Annotated in this window: 14 protein-coding genes; 6 read left to right on the top strand and 8 right to left on the bottom strand. The window is 44.2% G+C overall.

Annotated features, from left to right (window positions below; all coding sequences use genetic code 11):
* Window positions 1-107: 107 nt before the first annotated feature.
* The 3 genes from BIY37_RS14245 to BIY37_RS02440 form a co-directional block, all read right to left on the bottom strand.
* On the bottom strand, window positions 108-260 hold the full coding sequence (locus tag BIY37_RS14245; RefSeq protein WP_179129233.1) for a transposase: 153 nt from the start codon (window positions 258-260) through the stop codon (window positions 108-110).
* Between the two features lie 49 nt (window positions 261-309).
* Window positions 310-1056 (bottom strand): transposase, encoded by a 747-nt coding sequence (locus tag BIY37_RS02430; RefSeq protein ID WP_070066249.1) that lies wholly within the window; start codon window positions 1054-1056, stop codon window positions 310-312.
* Window positions 1057-1618: 562 nt separating this feature from the next.
* The gene (locus BIY37_RS02440; protein ID WP_070066251.1) at window positions 1619-3889 is read right to left on the bottom strand and encodes an AsmA family protein; all 2271 of its coding nucleotides are present in this window, start codon (window positions 3887-3889) and stop codon (window positions 1619-1621) included.
* Between the two features lie 246 nt (window positions 3890-4135).
* On the opposite strand from BIY37_RS02440, the gene BIY37_RS02445 reads away from it, so the two are divergent.
* Window positions 4136-4939 (top strand): M48 family metallopeptidase, encoded by an 804-nt coding sequence (locus BIY37_RS02445; protein WP_070066252.1) that lies wholly within the window; start codon window positions 4136-4138, stop codon window positions 4937-4939.
* Window positions 4940-4966: 27 nt separating this feature from the next.
* Here BIY37_RS02445 and dapF read toward each other — a convergent pair whose 3' ends face one another.
* From dapF to BIY37_RS02470, 5 genes are all read right to left on the bottom strand, one after another.
* Window positions 4967-5842, bottom strand: a complete 876-nt coding sequence (dapF, locus tag BIY37_RS02450) for a diaminopimelate epimerase (protein WP_070066274.1) — start codon at window positions 5840-5842, stop codon at window positions 4967-4969.
* Between the two features lie 438 nt (window positions 5843-6280).
* Entirely contained in the window at window positions 6281-8353 is a 2073-nt protein-coding gene (locus tag BIY37_RS02455; protein WP_070066253.1) for a hypothetical protein, read from the bottom strand.
* A 229-nt stretch (window positions 8354-8582) separates the two neighbouring features.
* Window positions 8583-9710: a hypothetical protein gene (locus tag BIY37_RS13345; protein WP_070066254.1), complete on the bottom strand. Its 1128-nt coding sequence runs from the start codon at window positions 9708-9710 to the stop codon at window positions 8583-8585.
* Window positions 9711-9753: 43 nt separating this feature from the next.
* The gene (locus tag BIY37_RS02465; protein ID WP_070066255.1) at window positions 9754-11553 is read right to left on the bottom strand and encodes a glutamate mutase L; all 1800 of its coding nucleotides are present in this window, start codon (window positions 11551-11553) and stop codon (window positions 9754-9756) included.
* Window positions 11554-11557: 4 nt separating this feature from the next.
* Window positions 11558-11929 (bottom strand): hypothetical protein, encoded by a 372-nt coding sequence (locus tag BIY37_RS02470; RefSeq protein ID WP_070066256.1) that lies wholly within the window; start codon window positions 11927-11929, stop codon window positions 11558-11560.
* A 266-nt stretch (window positions 11930-12195) separates the two neighbouring features.
* On the opposite strand from BIY37_RS02470, the gene thrC reads away from it, so the two are divergent.
* From thrC to BIY37_RS02495, 5 genes are all read left to right on the top strand, one after another.
* On the top strand, window positions 12196-13533 hold the full coding sequence (thrC, locus tag BIY37_RS02475) for a threonine synthase (protein WP_070066257.1): 1338 nt from the start codon (window positions 12196-12198) through the stop codon (window positions 13531-13533).
* A gap of 275 nt (window positions 13534-13808) precedes the next feature.
* Window positions 13809-14654, top strand: coding sequence for a zinc metalloprotease HtpX (gene htpX, locus BIY37_RS02480; protein ID WP_070066258.1), 846 nt, complete (start codon window positions 13809-13811; stop codon window positions 14652-14654).
* 280 nt (window positions 14655-14934) lie between these two features.
* Entirely contained in the window at window positions 14935-15246 is a 312-nt protein-coding gene (locus BIY37_RS02485) for a hypothetical protein (RefSeq protein WP_070066259.1), read from the top strand.
* Between the two features lie 78 nt (window positions 15247-15324).
* On the top strand, window positions 15325-16593 hold the full coding sequence (gene leuC, locus BIY37_RS02490; protein WP_070066260.1) for a 3-isopropylmalate dehydratase large subunit: 1269 nt from the start codon (window positions 15325-15327) through the stop codon (window positions 16591-16593).
* A gap of 20 nt (window positions 16594-16613) precedes the next feature.
* Entirely contained in the window at window positions 16614-20897 is a 4284-nt protein-coding gene (locus tag BIY37_RS02495) for an acyl-CoA dehydratase activase (RefSeq protein WP_070066261.1), read from the top strand.
* The last annotated feature ends 59 nt before the right edge of the window (window positions 20898-20956 follow it).

Here is a 20956-nt window from a genome sequence, read left to right on the forward strand (position 1 = left end):
AGTCTGCATACCGTCATTAACCACACGAGAGCGGGATGTTTGTTTTTCAGGGGAATTGAAAAAGTATTAAGATAAAAGGGTCTTCTAAGTTTTGTGTGGGTAAACTTTCATAATTCTGGCAAGAAAGACGATAGTATTTTCAGTTTTAGATATTCACGATCTTTAATACCATAGGCTCCGCGTTGAATAACACGGACTTTGTTATTGATACCTTCAACCAGTCCAGGAGAGACCTTATTGCTGGGATTACAGTAACTCACGATACTGTCTCAGTGTCGTTCAATCATTTTTACAGATTGGTGAAATGATTTAAGCCTTGACCATCGAAGCTGGGATTTCCCGTTGGTAAAAGAATCTTTCAGCGTTGCCGGAGCCTTTGTAATCCCAGAGCTTACCAAAGGATTCTTTCAAGCGGTAAGCCCTGTAGTTACGTTTATTGGCTTTGAAAAGCAGCTTTAATGCCCGCTTGCCCTTTATATCCAAATTGGCTTTGTGTGACAGAAGCGTATACTTCTGTCCCTTGATAAATATTCGTTCTTTCTCACTTACACGGCGATATTCCTGTTTACGGACTGTGTCCATAGCGTCACCGAGATGGCGAAGGATATGAAAAAGGATATGAAATTTGTCGTAGATGATTTGAGCATGGGGAATGTGCTTGAGAGTGGATTTCCTAAAAGGCTTCCCCATGTCCATGATGACAAGGGAAATGTTTTTCTTTTGACTCTCAGAAAGCGTATTATAAAACAAATCCAGGTCTTCTTCTCTACGGCCCTCACCGTCTATCCATAGGGGGCATCCTTTGTCTAAATCACTGACACAGGTCATATGGGTGTGTCCCTTACGGATAGAAATCTCATCTATTCCTATGGCTCTTAGTTTGGTAATTTTGTCAAAACGACTAACAAGCTCGTTCATGTAGTTTATTTCTATTTGCCTGACTTGATACCAGCTAAGCCGTTCTAGCTTCGCTACTTGTTTTACCGTAAGTTCACGACAAAGTCTGCTTTTTTTGACGGCGTACCAGTTTGATGACCCGCGCATAGGGATCACCATAAACGCCGGTTAATTTACTTCGTGCTCGAAATCCATGATGGGAATATAATCCTGATAAGGTTTCTCAGGTTTTCATGAACTGCAGGCGTGGGTAGGACAGCGGTCTGAAGGAATACACAAACTCGATCGCAATAATCTTCCCTCTACGTACCGGATTTTGCGCAAAGCAGAGGCCGGATCTTCTCTAGTTACGAGTGAGCAGAATTTCAAATCTCTTCTGAAGAGTAAAGAATCTATTCCAAGCGAAATCCCAGGGTTGACCACGAAAAGATGATGCTGTTTCGTCTTGCAGGGAAAACATTATCGGATGCCAGCTTTCAGCAAGCGCCAAATGCGTTGGTGCCAAAATGATAAAACGCCAGTGAAGATCGGTATTTTTGAGCAGTGTTATTTGATGAGAAAATTGAGCGTCTTTTGTCCGTGCTCTCGAGGTGTCATCCCGCATGTTTTTTAGCGGGAATCCAGCGAGTCCTGAACTTCCCGGATTCCCGCTAAAACTGTTTACGTATAACAAAAACCGTACAGGTAAATTTTAACCGGACAGCGCTGGATATTTTGGGAATTATTTCAAAATGTCTTTTAAAATATTACCAATAGGTGATTCTTTTCGTTTCTGATCTTTGTCTCCGCTCGGTTGATCTTTGCCTCCTTTTTCAGAACGCCCTATCTTTTCACCCAATTTTTCCAATTCCTTTCTGCCGTAATATTTAGCCGTGGCACTGGTTACATAGGGAATGTCGAGAATAGGGGTAGGTTTACTGAGACTTCCGATGATCGTAAACGGCAGAATCATGCGCTTTTCCGGGTTAAGAATGGCATTGAGTGGTTCCGCTTTTTTTGTCAGCCTTGCAGAATATTCCTGGGAGAGAACAAGTTTGCCCTTGAGGTCTAATTTATCAGATGCGTAGTTAATTAAACCGTTTATGAATGCATCCGAACTTGTTATTTCGACCGTATGAATATTGTGTAAGGCGACTGTTTTTAAATTTATTTTATTATTGGCCATAGAAAAATCCCCATCCATGGAATCGAACCGCGTAATCTTTTGTTTAGCCAATTCGCTGTCTTCTGTTTCCAGGAACGTGGATATCCCCTTGATCCCGGAAAGAGATTCCAGAATGGTATCCACCAGGTTTACATTCATAATTTCTCCCTGATCAATCTGGAACGATCCGGTGACATTCAGGGCGCCTTTTTGGTTGTTGTCTCCCGAGTTATCTGCTGAAAAAGCTCCGGAAAATGTTCCTTTAAACAAATTCTTGTATTGAGTAAATTTATCAACGGCTTCTGCCAGATTGATATTTTTAACTACCGGTTTCACACTCCATTGCATTTTCTTTGTCTCCACAGTACCATTCATGGAAATGTCCCCATCCAGGGTGTGAACATGAAACTCTCGTATACCAAGAATGTCGTTCTGGTAGTCAAATTGTGCCTGCATCTTGTCAAAACTGGCGGATTGAATCTCTCCTTTTTTTACGTCGAGAGTACCGGCGCCCTTTACGGCGTCGTTCTTTTTTACTGCTTGAACTTTCAAGTCCATGTATTCAAACCTCCCCTTTTCTGGTGATGTCTCTTTGCCTTTGTCTGCAGACGGAGAAAGCTTGAATGCAAGACTTGGGGATGAGAGCTGCAGATCTGCAGCGATGTCTGCGAGGGTTCCTTTTACGGAAGTCCGAAGAATAAAATTACCATCAGGCTCGTATTCCTTTATGGCGGGAATCAGTGTTTCCCAGCCTTTCAGAGATGTTTCTTCTGTTTCAAACAAAAGATCGATTTGCGGGTTGTTAAAACCACGAACTTCTCCGGAGCCGGTAAGGGATAGGGTGTGCAGTGTGATGGTGCTGGGATCTAATTGAATATTCTCTCCGGTCTTCCTGGCCTTTATGGAAATTTGGCACGGGACAAGTCTCGGTTTGCGGAATGATTCCCCATACGCAATATCAATGCCCTTTAAATCTATGGAACACCGGGTATCGAGATCGTCGATATTTCCCTTTGAAACTATTTCCATGCCCAACAAACCTGAAAAACTTGTATCCTTTGGCAATATTTCCGTAATTGCAGGGTATAAAGTGACGATCCGGCCCGCATTAAGATCCTTTGTCCGAAGGGTAATGTCCATAAAAAGCCGTTTCGTGTCTATAGTTTTGCCCAGGGGACCCATGGTGCCGCGTATCATGAAATTTTGCTCCGTTCCGTCCGGCAGACGGGCAGCCATATAGAAGTGGATCGGATTGTCCACTGACACATCGGTAAGTTTCATGTCCAACTGGTCTATCGTGGTTGTGGTAGAAGTTCCCTGCTGGGTAAATTTATCGACAAAATCGATTTTGCCATGATGCAAAGTCAATGTAGACACTGCAAGTCCTGCCAAAAGGGCGCCATCGCCTTTTCTCTGCGTAGTGCCGGTGTTTACAGGCTCCTCGGGTTTTTTGGTTTGCGCGCCCATCAGGTCATTGAAATTAAATTCTCCTTGTGCGTTTTTTATCAGTTGTATGGCCGGTCTATCCAGAATCAATTCCTTGATCTGAATTTCTTTTCTTAAGAGAGGGAGTAATTTTACTTTTATTCTCAGATGTCCCATGTTCAGAAAATCGCCCTTCCCAAATTCCGGATTTTCTGCAATTCTGAGTTCATCAATCTCTGCTCCCAACCCTTTCATTATGGTAAGTTTTATGCCGGCAAAATCAAAATCTCTTGCGAGATATGGTCTCGCGAGCTCGATGATTTTTCCCTTATGCTTGTTTAAATCGATGACGAACGGGGCGATTGCGGCACCTGCAAAAAGAATAAAAATTACACTCAAAACTATAATAATAATTTTTTTCATGCTTTGCATCCTTTATAGATTTCCATTACGCTTATATGGCTTTTGTTAAGTATATACATCGATGTGATGTAGAGCAGTATAGCAAAAGCAAGGCATGTTATCAAGAAAAACGGAATCTTCTCTACAAAATGATTGACTGTGCCGGGAGTTTTTTTGTATAGTCAGTGTAATTTCGTAGATATAACTTAAGAGCGATTCACCTATTGTCCTTTTGCTATACCCGTTTATTCATGAGGAGGTTTTGTTATGTTTAAATGTAGATTTTTAGCATTACTTATCACGCTGATGCTTTTCGTTAGCTGTTCAACAGTGCCAATAACAGGGAGAAAGCAAGTCTCTTTTATACCACAGAACCAGCTTGTTGCTTCCAGTATCGATGCGTATAATCAGCTATTATCTCAATCAAAGCTTTCTACAGACACGGCAAAGAAGCAGATGGTAGTCGATGTTGGTACTAAAATAGCATCATCGGCGGAGCAGTTTATGCGTGAAAACGGGATGGAAAAAGAGATTGAAACGTATCATTGGGAGTTTAACCTCATTGAGGATGATAAAACGATAAATGCCTTTTGCATGCCGGGGGGAAAAATTGCCGTCTATACCGGTATTCTTCCGGTTACTCAGGATGAAAATGGCCTGGCAGTTGTACTGGGTCATGAGGTAGCGCATGCACTAGCCAACCACGGGGGCGAAAGGATGAGTCAGATGATGCTTGCGCAACTGGGGGCAACCTCTCTGTCCGTGGCGCTCAGCAGCCAACCTGCGCTGGCCAAGGATCTGATAATGCAGGCATATGGGGTGGGAGCAAATGTGGGTGTTCTTTTGCCGTACAGTCGCCGTCATGAACTGGAGGCAGATCGTATAGGCCTTATCCTTATGGCGAGAGGCGGCTATGATCCCAGGACGGCTATTCCATTCTGGCAAAGAATGAATAATGTGGGCGGGGAAAGGCCTCCTGAATTTTTATCCACTCACCCGACGCCGGAGAAAAGAATCGAGGATATTCAAAAAGAAATTCCTGAAGCGATGAAATATTATAAACAATTCTAACTATGTGGTAAGACCAAGCCGCTGAGATTATTTGCCTGCAGTGTTGGAGGATACCGAGTAATTTCTCTGCGGAAAAACTAGTTCGCCGCTAAATACCTCCGTTGCGGAGCCGGTCATATAAACGTTATTGTCCTCTAGCCATTCCAGGTTCAGGTCTCCGCCCGGTAAATGTACAAGGATGTCTCGATCCGTCTTTTTATTAAGCACACCTGCAACACAAACCGCAGAGGCACCGGTTCCACAGGCCATGGTCATTCCCGAACCACGCTCCCAGGTCTTCATCGTAACCTCCTTGCGGTTGTGGATCCGGACAAAGTGGACATTCGTCCGTTCCGGGAATATCTGATGGCGCTCAATTTCCGGGCCACATTTTGAAATGTCAATCCCATCGAGATCGTCAACAAAGATAATACAATGAGGGTTTCCCATAGAGACACACGTAATCCGGAATGACTCGTCCCCGTTGACGGTCAGGATTTCATTAATCACCGGCGTTTCACTGCCAAGCATGGGGATTTCTGATCGCAAGAGTCCTGGTTTTCCCATATTGACACGGGCCTTAGACACCCATCCATTTTCTGTAAAAAGATGGATTGTCTTTATACCCGCCAGGGTCTCCACGGTGAGCGGATTTTTTTGCGCGATTTTATGATCATATACATATTTCGCTACACAGCGGATACCATTCCCACACATCTGTGCCTCACTGCCATCAGCATTGAAGATGCGCATTCTGCAATCGGCCACGGTTGATGGCAGAATAAGGATCAGTCCATCAGACCCCACCCCATAATGCCGGTCGCTTAGTATCGGGGCGAGCTTTGCGGGTTCTGTGATCTTTTCTTCAAAACAATTGACATAGACATAATCGTTGCCAATACCGTGCATTTTTGTAAATTTCATAAGAGTATTCCCCGGTTTTTTCAAATGATTTCCTTAAGTTTTTATATTTTTCATTGTTTATTTTACTGGTAATTTCAAATGATTCAAGTCTATGTTACTATTTAGTTTTTTTAAAAACCCTCTATATGAATAATGTTGTCTTGTAGGGGCAGGTTTCAAACCCGCCCCTACTGCAGGTAATGCCTGGTTTTTATTGGGAATTTTCAAAAAACGAAATGGTTACGTTTTTTTGTATTCTTATGGTTTTTATAATATTTAGAAAAAGGCAAAATCAGGATTTTCACAGGGAGGTAAGGTTTTAAAAAAACCATGCCTTTGATGTCCGTTATCATACCCAACTGCAACAGCAGACAATTCTTGTAAGTCTGTATATCGGCAATCCGCATGATAAGCTGAAAAGATTTGGAATTTGAGACCAGCAGGATCGGGATGTCTTCGTCAGTTTTTACGACAGACCCTGTACCATTTTTTTAATGCTCTGAGACACACGATCATCGGATGGAAAATTCCCAGGAATCTCCTTAAAAGCCTTATAAGGAGGAAGGTGGCTAAGAGACCCATGATTATTGCAATAATTACCGGATTAATTCCTGATAGCCAGGCGAGCGCCTTTACGAGGCCGGACAGAAATGCAAGAGGATGCGTTACAAAGGCAATCAGGAGTGCGGCTGATAATCCGTACCTGGTAAACCTTGCAGCTTTTGTAAATATTTTTGGAGGCATAAAACGCATAACAAAAAGCCCCGTCTTTCCTTTTTTAGCCAGCGCAAGTCCATCGTCTCCATACCTGCCAACATACCGGATGACATCATCTCCGTGCTTTTTTGCAAGACGGATTACATCATTTCCATACGTTATGATGGACCGAACACCGCTTGAACCGTATTTTGATACATACAAAATAACATCATCACCGTAGAGTGCGGACAATTTAATTACCTCATGGCCATAAACGGAACTCAAAAGCACGACATCCTTGCCATACTTCTGAATGACCCTGATGCCATCATCCTCGTAAAGCATAATGTACTGAATAACGACGTCACCATATTGATGCGCCAGGGACAAGGCATCATCACCATATTTTTCAATTGTTTTCCCGGCGCCGGCACCATATTGGGAGACGTATCGAACAACATCATCCCCATATTGTTGTGAGAGATGGATGATTTTTCCGTCAGTTGCCTTCAGGGCTTTTATACCGTCGTCACCGTGTTTTGCCACAAACGGAATAACGTCGTCCCCGTACGTTGCAACAAGATCTTCTGTCAAAAGGGTCAGCCCTTTGAAACCCTTCGTAGTCTTTGCAAACCGTATCCCTCGGACCGCTAGCTTTGTCCCTTTGGAGACAACGCTTCCAACGGGAATAAGTCCCAGAATATCCAGTCCGGCAAATAGTTTGTCCTCAAGGTTAATGTCTTCCTGCCGAATCCATTTCCGGCTGGTCCTTTCTATATCGGAAACAAAGAAATTCCGTAATTTATTCGAAATGATGGTAACGGCCTCTTCCCTGACATTGTTGATATCAAGGATTTCAAATCTGTCCATGAAATCATTTCCTAATTCATAGATAAGGTTGATAGCCCTTCTGGCATTTTCACGTTGCATAGTGGCATTGTTTATTGTGTTTACGGCAGGAGTGTCTGTGCCATACCACCAGGCGGACAACCATTCATAGGCGCTGGTGGTCTTCAAACAGTTAAAAAATTGACTGCTAAAGTCTCTGTTTTCATAGAAAAGATAGATGATGGGAATTGTTTGCTTGTGTCCGTATGTCTTTATTACCTGGTAAAAGATGTCGTCGTCGATAAAAAGGGTGAATAGGGTTTTCGCCTTCTCGCCATATTCTTTTAAGGCGAGAAGACCGTCATCCTGAAATTTAATAACGATTTGCAATACATCTTTGTCGTAAAGCCTTACGAAACTAATTCCATGCTTTCGTGCCAGGGGGAAGACAATATCTCCCTTTTCATTGGCCAGGTTGATCAAGTCCGTTCCTCTGTCCTTGCTCACATTGATAAGAAAAAAGTTTTCTGGATCATTGACAATATATTTTATTCCTTCGCTTCCGAAAGTCTTGTAAAAAACAGAAAGGGCTTGGGGAGAGAATGTGTTGACATTAGGTATATTATTGCCATGATCGCTGTAGAGAAGAAAGATGTCATGGCAATCGAGGAGTGGATGTAGGCTGGCCATTTCTTTGCCGAATTTTTCGAGCAATGCGAGTCCTTCAACTTTATACTCTTCCAAAAAATCAAGAGCAAAGGCGCCATACTGCTGACAGAGTCGCTCCGCATTATTTCCGAATTGTTCAAATACGTCTTTGTGATTTAAGTAAGCCGTGTCAGCATGATTCCTTTGGGCAGGTAAAGGTGCAATTGAGATGTCTCCTGTCAACCGGGAATCTGGATTCTGTGAGGCTAAAACGGTTAAGCAGTTAATAAAAAAAAGAAGGAAAGATACGGAAATCTTTTTGTTTATGAAGGATTCAATCCGGAAACAACGTTTCATTGAGGATTTTTGCTGCTATCTTCCTTGCTTATGAAGAACTCACCATGGGTGTAAATTCTATGTCTTTGAATCATACCGTTTGTGTACCGGCACGAGACAAGGCATAGCCTTGAAATGGTTCAATAAAAGAGCTTTAGGTGAAGAGTTTAGCACACGAAATGAGGAAATGCAAGTATCATACACTAGCCAGAATGCTTCAGAAGAGATAAAAAGTGTGAATAGTACCGATTTATGCCTTAATCATCTCGACGTTTGCCCGTGGTACAATTGCTGTGGAACCATCAGGAAATTCAACTTCAAGAATGCGCACCATTGCCTCGGTTTCTATTTTTTGTGGGGGGAAGGGGAGTTCCTTGATCTTACCAATTTTTCCAAAATAGGGTACACGTATAATTCTCACAAAATCCCCAATTTCCATGCCTCTGTCGACGGGTTTATCCGTTTCTTTTCCGGATAGCTTGTTTGTCTCATAAGGGATAACAATTTCTGGTCTTACTACGCCCGCCCGAATCTGGGTAGCGCCGTTCATGGAAGCTTTAGCGCCTGCGCGTGATTTTAACAGCTCGAATGTTTTGTATGCCATGGGTATCTGTCCAAAACCCTCAGTTAAGATAAGGGTGATACCGATTTCTTCCGATCCGGTAATTGCCACTCCCAGGTCATACCCAAGCAGTTTTTTCAGATCTTCGTCATCAAATCCACCAACAATGATGCCTTTGACACCTACCTTCTTTGCCTTATCAATAACGTTGTGTTGGATAAATGCACCACCAACAATAATCTTGTCCTTATATGCGGGTTTGATGTGATCGTCGGTAAGCACATCATCAGGCTTATCTACCGCAATGGCCAGTTCACCCGCGATTTCACCTCCCACACCGAAGATGCCCTGAATAAAGGTAGCAGTGGTTTCCATGACCACGCCTTCTTTTTCCATAACCTCTGTGACAGTACCGTCAATATAAGCAAGCACCTGGATCGGTTTTGGTGGCTCCCGCAAAAGGACTTGTCCCGTGACGGTGGATATCGTTTCGATCGTACCTGTGATCGGTGCAAGCAGGACGGACTTTAACATCTTGATCCACGGTTTGGTCTCTGCAATAATTTCGTCTTTCCGGACAGGCTCGCCCTCCTTCTTCAGCATATATTCCCTGATTTCCTTGGGCTGAATGCCCAGACGGTTCACTGCATTAATGGCGTGCACCTTGCCGGGCAAATGGGCACGGGCTACCACATCCTCCGCCTTCAGGACGTCGCCTTTTTTGACAATAACATCACCCAATAAAGGCAAGATGCGTTGGCTTGTCAGCTTCGTCCTTTCAGCTATGCGTAAACCCGGAGTATATGCGTGAGTCATGGCTTGCTTGAAATTAAATGCGTAAAATTATGACACGTATTTTTCATAGATGTACAGACACCGGGTAGGCATCGACTGCCTTAGCCCATTGCTGGAGCTGCTCTACCCGCATTGCCTTATCCTTTGCTAACGCGATCGGTTTCCCGCGGGTGTCAATAACCAATCCTACAACCCCGCCAAAAACCTTCTTTGTTATGGGCTTGCCCCTTCCAGCGCCGGTGTCAAAGTTTTTTGCCGGTAAAACCTCAATTTCCGCTACCTGATCGATACCCAGTGGTAAAACACGCAGCTCCCCAAAGGGAAGGGATTCTTCCGTCTTTTTGCCATCGGGCATCGTTATCTTGTACGAGATACATTTTTCTTTGGGCTTTCCAATGCTCCCTTTCACAAGAGAAACACATGTACCCAGATGAATCAGGCAGTCCTTCTCAAAGACTTCTGTGGCGGCCTGTTCGTTTACCGTTGAAAGGACTCCCAGGTGCGGCATCATGAAGATGCTATCGACGGCGATCCTCGTGATTCCCTCTGGCTGAAAGGCATCCATCATCATGAGCATTGCCTGTGACCTGCGCGGTGCGTGGGAAAGCACGCCTCCACTACCTACTAACAAGTCTAATTTTAACATATCTACAAGTGTCTCACCTTCAATCTCCTGTTTAAATGCCTCAGAAATATCGCGTTCCCGCTGTACCCCCTTGAGCCCGACTGCAAGGGACTTGTGCTGTTCGAATGATACCCTAAGGGCTTCACGTGAAATGGCCTGCTCAATCTTCAACTCTTTTAAAGTCTGAGGAATGGTTGTGGGACGAATCATTTTGTTTTTAATCCTGTTCCGCAGATCGGATTCATCGATATCAAATGGCACCCACCTGAGAATGTTTTCAAGGCCAGCCTCTGCCAGCACATTGGAAATGCTGTAACTCATTCCAAGATTGGCGCTCACCGTACGGTTAAAGATTTCGCCGTATACAGAAAAGACGTCTGTAGTGGCGCCACCGATATCCACGCCCACCACATTGATATTATTTTTTTTAGCAATAGTCTGCATAATGAGGCCAACTGCACCGGGGGTTGGCATAATGGGAGCTCCTGTCCACGACATGAGTTTTTTGTAGCCAGGCGCCTGGGCCATAACGTGTTCGAGAAAGAGCTTCTGGATTTCCTGTCGTGCCGGGAAGAGATTTTCCCGTTCAAGCGTAGGCCGGATATTATCCGTAATGTCGAGAGCAGTCTTTTGGCTTAAAATTTCTTTGATTTTTCCTCGTGCTTCTTTATTGCCGGCATAGATAATGGGGAGTTGAAAGGTCATGCCGAGCCGGGGTTTTGGATTGGCGGCTGCGATATATTCAGCCAGTTCTACTACATGGGTAACGGTGCCGCCGTCTGTACCACCGGAAAGGAGTATCATGTCTGGCCGAAGATGCCGGATACGGTCAATCTTCTCGTGCGGAAGGCGCTGGTCGTTTGATGCGATGACGTCCATAACGATAGCACCCGCTCCGAGTGCTGTGCGCTGTGCGCTTTCTGCCGTCATAGTCTTTACGGCGCCTGCTACCATCATCTGCAAACCGCCGCCGGCGCTGCTTGTGGAAACGTATACATCGACTCCGGTATTTCCACGGGACGGTGTGATGATTTTTTCTCCATCCAATATCTTACGGCCAGAGAGTTCTTCGACCTCTGCAAAGGCATTTAAAACGCCACGGGTCACATCCTCAAAGGGAGCTTCCACCGTGGTGGGCGATTCTCCGCGGAATGTTTGTCGATACTCCCCGCCCTTTTTTTCTATTAAGATAGCCTTTGTTGTGGTGCTGCCGCAGTCTGTTGCGATAATAACTTCCAAATCATTATCCCCTTTTTTCTAATTCCTCAATAATCCTTTCGATGCCATCTCTCTTTTCGAGGATTCCTTGAAGCAGGTCATATTCTGCGGGTGTAAAGAAAAAGGTTAGAAATGGTCTGAAAAACACCATCATCTGGCTCCCAATATAATTGAGTGGTTGTGCACATTCAAGAAACAATGTAGATGGAATTATGAGCCGTCTTTTTTGAATTACCGCTGCCAGCCTTTGGATTATTGCTACTTCCTGTTCATTTAGCGTTTTATTATTCTGCGACGTTGCTATGCTGAAGGCATGTCTGAACTCACGACGGAAAGACTGTTTGTCCAGTTTGGAAAAGCATGAGGATATTTTTGATAAAAATACGTGTACCTTCATATGCTTGGAAAATCATATCAAAACAGAGGGGTTTTTGTCAAAACCAAAATGCCCACAACATCTTCGATGGCGTATATTTCCCTTGTAATTATCTGTCCGTATGCCTATAATAAAACTCTTATTTAATAACGGGCTTTTCGCAGTTGCAAATAGGAGATAAAAGGCGCAAACTCTATGTGTTGTTATCGTGGTAAGCTTGTACTGATGCTGATCGTTGAGAGCTTGTGCGATAATGTTTAATGGGGTCTTGAAAGGAGAAGCATCTCATGCCATACAGGGCATGGTTTCAATGTATATCTGGCTGTGATGAGAAATACGAACTAAACGAGATCGTCTATCAATGCAAAAAGTGTGGTGATTTGCTGGAGGTTAAACATGATATGGATAAACTCCGCAGGCACTCATCTGAACATTGGAAGAAGTTGTTTGACGAACGATACCGGCGTACCAGGTGGCCGTACGGGAGTTCCGTCTGGGGTAAGAAAGAATGGGTTTGCCCCAATGTCGCCAACGAAAATGTGGTTTCCTTGTATGAAGGAGGCAGCAACCTCTTTTGGGCTGAACGCCTGGGAAAAGAACTCGGCATCGCCGACTTGTGGATTAAACAGTGTGGAAATGCCCATACCGGCTCATTTAAAGATCTCGGGATGACGGTGCTTGTTTCCATGGTCAAACAGATGATTGCCGAGGGAAAGAATATCCCCGCAGTTGCCTGCGCTTCTACCGGAGACACTTCTGCTGCTTTAGCATCGTATTGCGCTGCTGCCGGTATTCTCGCGATTGTTTTTCTGCCAAAAAACAAAGTGTCTCACGCACAACTTATCCAGCCTATTGCTAACGGGGCTCTTACCTTGTCTATTGATACAGATTTTGACGGTTGTATGAAACTGGTAAGAGAGATATGCAGTAAAAACAACATCTATCTGGCGAATTCCATGAATTCTCTCCGTATCGAAGGGCAAAAGACCGTAAGCATGGAAATAGTCCAACAGTTTGATTGGGAAGTGCCTGATGTCGTGATTGTCCCGGGTGGAAATTTGGGAAATACCGCCGCACTGGGGAAGGGATTTCTCATGATGAAAGAATTGGGGTTGATTCGTAAGCTGCCGAGGATTGTGTGTGCACAGGCGGCTAAGGCCAACCCTCTCTACCTAAGCTATTTGAAGGATTTTAAAGAATTTACACCTATAAAAGCGCAAAAGACCCTTGCCAATGCCATTCAGATAGGAGATCCGGTGAGTTACAAAAAGGCAATTAATGTTTTAAAAACCTTTAACGGTATAGTAGAGCAGGCCACAGAGGATGAGTTGGCGAATGCTTCTGCACAAGCAGATAAAACAGGCCTCTTTTGTTGTCCGCATACGGGAGTAGCACTGGCAGTACTGATAAAATTACTGAAGAAGAATATGATACGGCCAGACGAAAAGGTCGTTGTTATTTCTACGGCACACGGTTTAAAATTTACTGAATTTAAGATATGTTATCATGAAAACAAACTGGAAGAAGTAAATTCACGGTTTGCCAATCTTCCTGTAGAGGTATCACCCCAATACGATGCGGTAAAGACAACCATCTGCCGTAAACTCGAACAAATGTCTTCTTAAGGTAAAGAGGCTGTAGACACTATCAACAACCTTCATAGAACAGCACGCCTCGTGCCTCAAACAATAATCAAATTTCCGTTTTTATAACACCATTGCTGTCCGTGAATCTACAAGGTTTTCACTGATGATTGCGGGGATTAAATTCCTTGACAAAAAATAGGCTATACTTATAATAACTTTTCAGATGCGGAAACACTTATAAAATAATAAATTTTTTATAACCGGGTTTCTCCTGAAAAGTTTTTTTAATTAGTTTTTTGCGGAGAAGATTGCCTATGAATTATTTTAAAACAACGATCCTGCTTATAGCCTTGACGCTTCTGCTTGTTTGGGTGGGAGGTATGGTTGGAGGACGTCAGGGTGCTACCGTTGCCTTTGCTGTAGCAATGGGAATGAATTTTTTCAGTTACTGGTTTAGCGACAAGATTGTTCTTAAGATGTATGGAGCCAGAATCGTTTCAGAGCAGGAATCGCCTGACTATTATGCGATGGTTAAAGAATTAACAGGTCGTGCAGGATTGCCTATGCCTAAGATATATGTCATTCCAACGAATGCGATGAATGCCTTCGCAACGGGCAGAAATCCAGGGCATGCTGCGGTAGCAGTTACCGAGGGGATGCTCAATTCATTGAAACGTGAAGAACTTAAGGGGGTATTAGGGCATGAACTTTCTCATATTCGCAATCGTGATATCCTGATTTCCACTATCGTTGCAACGATTGCTGGCGCTGTTATGTTGCTTGCCGATATGGCCAGATGGGCGGCACTCTTTGGAGGGTATGGAGGAAGGGATAGCGAAGAAAACCGGGGGAGCGGTATAGCCATGTTGTTGTTGGCCGTTTTGGCCCCCATTGCCGCGCTTATCATCCAGATGGCAATTTCCCGTTCTCGTGAATATGCTGCTGACAGGGGTGGGGCGTTATTGACCGGGAATCCATTGGGATTGGCCAGCGCCCTTGAAAAATTACAGCAGACATCCGTGGTTAGACCCATGGATGCAAATTCGGCGACATCCCACCTTTTTATTGTGAACCCCTTAAGCGGGCGTTCGTTTGCTACAATCTTTAGTACTCATCCGCCGATAGAAGAACGGATTAAGAGGCTCAGGGCAATGGCTTAAAGAAAAATGGGCAAAGCCCGGTAATGTGGAGATTCGCTTCTGTTACAAGGATGCGAACGCTAGGACGCAGGAGATGGTGCAGTTTATACACGCTGACCACCGCAGCCGAAACCTCCCCAGAAAAAGATAAAGAATGTTGTAAGTACAAACAAAAAAGAGGCGATTTCGTGTGTGGTGCGATAAAGAAAGATTTGTGGTTTGTTGTGTTTCCATAAGTTTGAACTGTTGCCAAAAAACAAGTCGTTTTTACAAAAATGGCAATTTACTTGGAGGGGCATAAATGGTGCACTATACGTGCGATATGTGCGGAAGACCATTGTTGGCAAATGAGGATATTCGGTATGTGGTAAAAATTGAGGTATATACTGCATGTGACGCTATGGAAATGGATGATGATGAAGCTATGGAGGAAGAAATTTGGGAGATGGAAGAAAATAATGACCAGGGTGAGAAATCAAGTCTCGAGGAATCATTTGAAGATGGAGAATATAAGACGTTCCGCTTCGATTTGTGCACCAAATGTCACAAAAAATATTTACACGACCCGTTGTTTTTAAAATCATGGAACAGAACCAGGTTTTCAGAAAATTAAATTTCTATTCAAATATTGAGTGTTTTCTGGTGATTTTGTCTTGAGAAGAAAGGTACAAGTTTGTTGCTGTAAAAATGTATGGGGATGACAATAACCGAGAAGATCATTGCCGATCATTCTGGCCTCAAAGAAGTGCATCCGGGACAATTTGTTTATGCAGATGTTGATATTTGTCTTGGTAATGATATTACGGCACCTATTGCTATTGAAGAATTTGAAAAGGCCGGTATATCAAAAGTTTTTGATCCAGAGAAGATTGTATTGGTTCCAGACCATTTTACTCCCAATAAGGATATTAAGTCTGCCCAGCAATCAAAGTCGCTAAGGGTTTTTGCTGAAAAGCACCATCTAAAGCATTACTTTGAAATTGGCCGTATGGGGATTGAGCACGCGCTCCTGCCTGAAAAAGGGATTGTCGGGCCTGGTGATCTTGTAATTGGAGCCGATTCTCATACCTGCACCTATGGCGCCCTCGGCGCATTTTCTACTGGCGTGGGAAGCACCGATCTTGCCGCATGTTTTGCCACAGGAAAGGTATGGCTCAGGGTGCCAGAATCGATAAGATTTGTTTTCCATGGAAAGGCAAAAAGTTGGACATCCGGAAAAGATTTAATCCTTTATACAATTGGAACGATCGGTGTTGATGGCGCTCTCTATAAAGCGATGGAGTTTGAAGGTAGCGCCATATCAAATTTGCCTATGGACGATCGTTTTGCTATGTGTAATATGGCTATCGAGGCTGGGGCCAAGAGCGGTATCATCGCTCCTGACAAAAACACGGAAGAGTATATCAAAGGCAGGTTCAAGAGAAAGCCCGTAATGTATCATAGCGATCCCGGTTGTAACTATGTAAGAACTTACGAATTTAATGCTGACAAAATAACACCTCAGGTAGCTCTTCCCAGCTTGCCGGAAAATACAAAACCCGTGGAAGAAGTTTCGGGAATTAAGATTGATCAGATAGTTATCGGTTCTTGTACCAATGGGCGAATCTCGGATCTCAGGATAGCCGCGGGAATCCTCAAAGGGAAAAAGGTGCATCCTTCCATTCGGCTCATTATTTTCCCGGCAACTCAGGAAATTTACAAGAAAGCTTTGCAAGAAGGCCTGATCGAGACATTTATTGATGCTGAGGCAGTCGTTTCGACTCCGACATGCGGCCCTTGCCTTGGCGGACATATGGGAATCCTTGCAGAAGGTGAGCGGGCGCTCTCCACAACCAACCGGAATTTTGTTGGTCGCATGGGGCATCCGAAAAGTGAGATATATCTTTGCAGCCCAGCCGTTGCGGCTGCATCTGCAATCACGGGAATGATTACACCACCAGATGAAATTATAAAGAATTGATAGAGAAAGTGAGTTAGGCCATGTCTCAGAAAAAATATATAGGACTTGATATTGGTTCTGTAAGCGTAAAGGCGGTATTGATTAACGAGCATAAGGAAATCCTGGAACATCACTATGTTCGTTCGCACGGACAACCAGTAGAAACCTTCATCCTTATCTTACGAGACATGTTTAATCGAACCCATATTGACGATATTGATGGAATAGCCATTACCGGAACCGGCGGAAAGCTTGTTTCTGAATTAATGAATATTGCCTTTGTTAACGAGGTTGTTGCCCATAGTCAGGCCACGACAATTTTATACCCGGAAGTGCGTACCATCGTTGAAATAGGTGGCGAAGATTCAAAACTTATGCTTATAGAAAGGGACGCAGCTACCCGACAAATAAAGGTCTCCGATTTTTCCATGAATACCATGTGTGCTGCGGGGACGGGCTCGTTTTTGGATCAGCAGGCAACACGGCTCGGCATCGCTATAGAAAAAGAATTTGGGGAACTGGCGTTAAAATCAAAAAATCCCCCGCGCATTGCCGGTCGCTGTAGTGTTTTTGCCAAGACGGATATGATTCATTTGCAGCAGGAAGGCACCCCCGTGCATGATATTGTTGCCGGACTCTGCTACGCCATGGCCAGAAATTTTAAAAGTAATATAGGAAAGGGAAAGGAGTTTTCTACGCCTGTTGTTTTTCAGGGTGGAGTGGCTGCGAATGCGGGTATGGTTAAGGCCTTCGAGGATATTTTAGAGCTCAAGCCGGATGAGTTGATCATACCGAAATATTTCAATGTGATGGGGGCGATCGGTACCGTTTTTACGCTTATGGACAAAGGTATTCATTCACCCTTCCGTGGATTGAAAGAGGTTGAAGAATATCTGAGAAATCGTGGCGCAAAAGCATCGAACCTTGAACCCCTCCAGTCTGACGATTATAAAATTATTGAAAAAATACATTCGATCGCGGGAGACGAAAAGATCGAGGCATACGTCGGGGTTGATGTGGGATCGATCAGCACAAATATTGTCGTTATTGATAAACACAAAAATGTCCTTGCCAGGCGCTACCTCATGACGGCGGGAAGGCCACTTGAGGCTGTAAAACAGGGTCTCTATGAGGTGGGACAGGAAGTTGGAGATAGGGTGATTGTTTACGGAGCCGGAACGACAGGCTCCGGGCGTTACTTAACAGGAGATTTTATCGGCGCAGATATTGCGAAGAATGAGATTACTGCCCATGCGACTGCAGCCGCACAGGTGGATAAGAATGTGGATACTATCTTTGAAATTGGCGGACAGGACTCAAAATTTATTCGTCTGGAAAATGGTGCCATTGTGGATTTTGCCATGAATAAAGTCTGTGCAGCCGGCACCGGTTCATTCCTGGAAGAGCAGGCAGAAAAGCTCAGCGTGAGCATTAAGGGGGAATTTAGCAATCGGGCGCTTTCATCGTGTTGCCCCTCCCATCTTGGTGAACGATGCACTGTGTTCATGGAGTCTGACCTGAATCACCATCAGCAGCGCGGCACATCCAAAGACGACTTGCTTGCCGGGCTGAGTTATTCCGTTGTGTTGAATTTCATCAACAGGGTTGTCGAGGATAGAAAGATTGGAAATACAATTTTTTTCCAGGGAGGCGTAGCGGCCAACCGCGGAGTAAAGGCTGCATTCGAAAAGATAACAGGGAAAAAGATTATTGTTCCACCGCACCACGATATCATGGGTGCCATCGGATCAGCAGTTATTGCAATGGAAGAAAGGGCATGGGAAAAATCCCGTTTCAAGGGATTTGACTTACGGTATAAGAAATATGAACTGTCTTCCTTTGTTTGTAAGGATTGTTCGAATATTTGTGAGATCAGAAAAGTAACCATCGATGGAGAGAATCCGCTTCATTACGGAAGCCGCTGCGGCAAATTTGATGATGAAAAGACCCTGAAGAAAGGGAAGCACCTCCCCAGACTTTTCCGTGAAAGGAAGGACGCCCTTTTTAATACCTACAAGAAAAACAAGCCGGATCAACCGGTCGGGAAAAAGATCGGGATACCGCAAGTTTCCACTTTTTATGACTTTTACCCGATGTGGAAAGCGTTCTTCACGGAATTAGGTTTTGACGTAATCACTTCCAGCGATACCAACAAAGACATTATCTATAATGGCGCGGAAGTAATTACTGCAGAAACCTGTTTTCCTATCAAGGTTGCGCACGGACACGTAATTGATATGCTGGAAAGGGATATAGAGTATCTGTTCTTGCCCAGCGTGATTAATTTAACGCACAGCAGTGAGAAACTTACCCATTCATATGCATGTCCGTATGTGCAGTGTATACCCTATCTCGTACGTTCGGCTATCGATTTTAAAGAGAAGAAGTTTGAAGTTTTGTCTCCCGTCATTCATTTTGAATATGGAGAGGAATACGTAAGCAAGACCCTGCGTGATATTGCCAAAGGCATAGGAAAAACGGGCGAAGTTGTTGAGTCGGCCATAAAAACTGCACGTGCGGCGCTACAGGATTTTAACAAAACGCTTGAAACAAAAGGCAGAGAGGTGCTGGAAAAATTAGGAGAAAATGAAAAGGCGTTTGTGATGATCAGTCGTTCCTATAATGGTTGTGATACCGGAATGAACCTGGGTTTGCCTGAAAAACTGCGCGATTTGGGGATAATGACGATCCCTCTGGACTTTTTGACCCTGGATATTGAAGAAGTGTCTCATGATTATTCGAATATGTATTGGAAGACCGGACAAAAATTTCTAGCTGCGGCGCGGATAATTGCACGAGATAAGCGCCTCTACCCATTGTATATCACCAACTTCGGCTGTGGCCCCGATTCATTCATATCGAAGTTTTTTGCCAAAGAATTGGCGGGAAAACCCTGTTTAACCATAGAGATTGATGAGCACAGCTCGGATGTTGGAGCAATCACACGGTGCGAGGCATTTATTGACAGCCTGAAAAATGTGAAACCTTCGTATCCGGGGAAAAAATTAAGAAACGATGTCCCGATCCGCACCTTAACAAAGGAAAAGAAGCGTACGATTTATATCCCATACATGTGCGACCACGGCAGAATGATAGCCTCATCGATGAAAGCTAACGGAGTTATGGCAGAGGCTCTGCCGATGGCGAACAAACAGTCGGTTGATGTCGGAAGAAAATTCACTTCGGGAAAGGAATGCTATCCGGCAATCCTTACAACAGGAGACATTGTGAAAAAAGCCCTAAGCCAGGACTTTGATCCGGAAGCCAGTGCCTTTTTTATGGCAACGGCTTCGGGTCCCTGTCGATTTGGCCAGTACAATAAATTTCATCGTATGGTGCTGGATGATCTGGGATTTCATCATGTACCTATCTACACCATGGATCAGGGAGAAAATTACGATGAAGATACGAAAAATCTTGGCAACCAATTTCGTAAACTGGCGTGGAATGGCATAATGTACGTTGATCTCCTGCAAAAATTGCAGAGAGAGACGAGACCCTATGAATTACAGAAGGGTGAAACTGACAGCCTTTATGAAAATTATTTGAAAAAGGCTGAGATGTCACTCGAAAAGAAGCAGAGTTTGGTTGAACACGCACGGGAGGCTAATGCGGACTTTGCAAAGATAGCAGTAGACCGGAGCAAGCCGCGACCTTTGATCGGCGTCATTGGGGAGACCTATGTCCGCTGTAATGAGTTTGCAAACAATTTTCTTGCACGAAATATTGAACGTCTGGGCGGAGAGGCCTTTATCCCACCTTTTTCTGAATGGATTAATTATATTGCACACTGCCGCAGAGAGTCGTGTCTCTTTGAAAAGGATTACAAGGGGCTTTTGGGCGAAATCATCTCTGCCGCCATCCAGCGATACGATGCTTACAAGCTTACGAAGATTTTTAAAGGGAGAATCAGACATTTCCTGCATGATGCGTCGATTAAGGAACTCATCAGGAAGGGAAAGCCCTATATCGATGATTCCTACAAAGGCGATCCGGTGCTCAGTATGGGCAAAGCGATTGAGTATGTGGAGGAAGGATTTGACGGTATCATCAACGTGATTCCGTTTCACTGCATGCCGGGGACGGTAGTAAATGGAGTGCTTGAAAGGTTTCAGAAAGATTTTTACGGAATGCCTTGCCTGAAGTTGTCTTTTGACGGACAGGAACAATCAAATGAGGAGACCCGGCTGGAGGCATTTATGCATCAGGCATATCAAAGGATGGAAAGCAGATTGCGTTCCAAAAGATATGACACGATAAGTCATAGAAGAAAGGGCACAGAGAGTAGTAGGGAGTTGGTAGCAGGAAGAGAGATAGGCGGATAGTTCCCACAAAGCAGTTGAAAACATCTTTTGGAAATTTGCACCAACGTAACTCCTGTATT

Origin of the sequence: Candidatus Brocadia sapporoensis (genome assembly GCF_001753675.2) — a bacterium.
In the GTDB taxonomy this organism is placed as follows: Bacteria; Planctomycetota; Brocadiia; order Brocadiales; family Brocadiaceae; genus Brocadia; species Brocadia sapporoensis.